Here is a 2010-nt window from a genome sequence, read left to right on the forward strand (position 1 = left end):
CAAGTCTGCGTTCTTAGAACGCAGATTTTTACAGGAGCCCATTATTGAACTTTCCATCCGGGCTGTTAAAGTACTGAGACAGCTCGTGCAAAACAACACAACGATTCAAACTCCGGGTTCTGTAACCCGTAACGGACGGCTGTTTATCAGATTATCCAACCTGGATACAGGAGCAACAACATGCCTTCATACCGATCACTGCCAATCACCATGATTGAGACAGACGTGACCTATCACAAGCCGTCACAGGCATTCAAAGAAAGCGTGGATCTGGAAGATCCCGCCATCGAAGTGATGACAGACTTTACCAGGGTAACGGCTATCAGCGTCAACCCTTGCGCCAATCTGGAACAGGCGAGGGAGCGGATGATTTCCAGTGGCGTCCAGATGCTGTTTGTGTCCAACCAGTATCACGAGGTCATGGGCCTGATCACCATCAACGACCTCAACGGCACCAAGCCAATGCAGGTACTGTCGGAGAATGGCGGCAAGATGGAAGACATCATGGTGCGCGATATCATGACGCCCCGCCTCAAGCTCGAAGCCCTGGATTTTTCGGAAATCCAGAAGGCCCGCGTCGGCGACCTGCTGGAAACCTTCAAGCGCATGGGACGCCAGCATGCCCTGGTGGTGGAAAAGGACGAATCCGACGACAAGCAAACCATACGCGGCGTGCTGTCCACCACCCAGCTCAGCAAACAGCTGGGCTATGAGGTGCAAAGCTCTCACATGGCCAGCAATATCGCTGAAATGGCGCAAGGTGGCTGAACAAAAATTCGGTCATCTCCCGCCAGGACAACGATTCAGCTGGCGGGGCAGAATATGGCAGAAGACCAGCCCCCTCCTCGCCTGCGCAGAGGGTGATGACCAGCCACGCATCATTCCCCGTTCTGCAAGCGTTGTTCCGGCAGACACCGGCACGGCAGACGGTTCCCGAACTGACGGGGAAGACCCGGTGAGCCTGGCGCTGTTACGCGTACGGCAGGAATGCCTGGAGAAAATGGAACTTCTGCAGCTGCCTCAAGACCAATTCGAAGCAATCCGCACGATTCTTATCCAAGCGACAGAAAACACCGCCTCCGGTCATTCTGTGCAATAACCCAAGGAACTCAAATGAAAAAACTGCTCATTCCCTCCCTGCTCGTTCTGCTTCCCGCTCTTGCCAGCGCCCAGCCCCCCGCCGGCAGACCTTCATCCATGTCCGAGGCTTTCATGATGCAACTGGATGCCAACCAGGACGGCAAGGTCAGCAAGGCTGAATTCCTGGCCAACGAGGAGAAACAGTTCGACAAGATGGACAGCAACAAGGACGGCGATATCGACCGCGCCGAGATCGAAGCCATGGAAAAACGGATGCGCGAGCAAATGCAGAAGATGCGCAAGCATCCCACTGGAAACAACTGATGTTCAGTGGACGCACGCCTTTCCTGATCGGCTTTCTCGCCTGCATTGCCGCGATCGGTACCGCGCTGGCCTACTTCCAGCACTATCTCGGGCTCGAACCCTGCCCCCTGTGCATCTTCCAGCGCATTTCAGTGATGGTTGTCGGCGTCATTTTCCTGATTGCCCTGGTTCACAACCCGGCCGGTACCGGCCGGCGCATCTACGGTGCGCTGCTGTCACTGGCCAGCCTCGCCGGCATCGGCATCGCAGCACGTCATCTCTGGCTGCAGTACGGCACCCATGAGGAACTGAGTTGCGGCGGTACCCTGGATTTCATGCTGGAGAACGACCCCCTGATGAAAGTGGTCGCGGATGTCTTCAGGGGCACCGGTGACTGTGGCGAGATCGTCTGGTCGCTGTTCGGCATCAGCATACCGGGATGGACGCTGCTGTTCCTGCTGGGCATGCTCTTCCTGAGCCTGGGCATCCTGTTCGGCAGGCGCAGCTGACCGCAGCTTCAGCCGCTGCCAGCCATGGAGAGCGAAGCGAAGGCTGGTAGACCCCAGTAGCCGCGAGGCCGCACTGTTTTCCCGGCGTGCCTTGCGCCAGAGGGAAAACAAAGTAGGC

At 56.9% G+C, this 2010-nt stretch carries 6 protein-coding genes; 5 read left to right on the forward strand and 1 reads right to left on the reverse strand.

What is annotated here, in order from left to right; all coding sequences use genetic code 11:
* The 5 genes from ACOCD2_RS17750 to ACOCD2_RS17770 all read left to right on the forward strand — a co-directional run.
* Positions 1-214, forward strand: a 214-nt coding sequence (locus ACOCD2_RS17750; protein WP_293725740.1) for a hypothetical protein, incomplete at its 5' end; no start/stop codon positions are given.
* On the forward strand, positions 211-768 hold the full coding sequence (locus tag ACOCD2_RS17755; protein WP_293649940.1) for a hypothetical protein: 558 nt from the start codon (positions 211-213) through the stop codon (positions 766-768). The genes ACOCD2_RS17750 and ACOCD2_RS17755, both read left to right, overlap by 4 nt.
* Positions 761-1099: a hypothetical protein gene (locus ACOCD2_RS17760; RefSeq protein ID WP_293649941.1), complete on the forward strand. Its 339-nt coding sequence runs from the start codon at positions 761-763 to the stop codon at positions 1097-1099. Before ACOCD2_RS17755 ends, ACOCD2_RS17760 begins: the two co-directional genes overlap by 8 nt.
* A gap of 14 nt (positions 1100-1113) precedes the next feature.
* Positions 1114-1404, forward strand: a complete 291-nt coding sequence (locus tag ACOCD2_RS17765; protein WP_293649942.1) for a hypothetical protein — start codon at positions 1114-1116, stop codon at positions 1402-1404.
* Entirely contained in the window at positions 1404-1892 is a 489-nt protein-coding gene (locus ACOCD2_RS17770) for a disulfide bond formation protein B (RefSeq protein ID WP_293649943.1), read from the forward strand. Before ACOCD2_RS17765 ends, ACOCD2_RS17770 begins: the two co-directional genes overlap by 1 nt.
* Here ACOCD2_RS17770 and ACOCD2_RS17775 read toward each other — a convergent pair.
* Positions 1810-2010 (reverse strand): hypothetical protein (locus ACOCD2_RS17775; protein ID WP_293674975.1); only part of this gene is annotated, 201 nt, incomplete at its 5' end. The genes ACOCD2_RS17770 and ACOCD2_RS17775 overlap by 83 nt on opposite strands.

The sequence above is a fragment of the Thiolapillus sp. genome (assembly GCF_048562965.1).
GTDB classification, from domain to species: domain Bacteria; phylum Pseudomonadota; class Gammaproteobacteria; order Chromatiales; family Chromatiaceae; genus Thiolapillus; species Thiolapillus brandeum_A.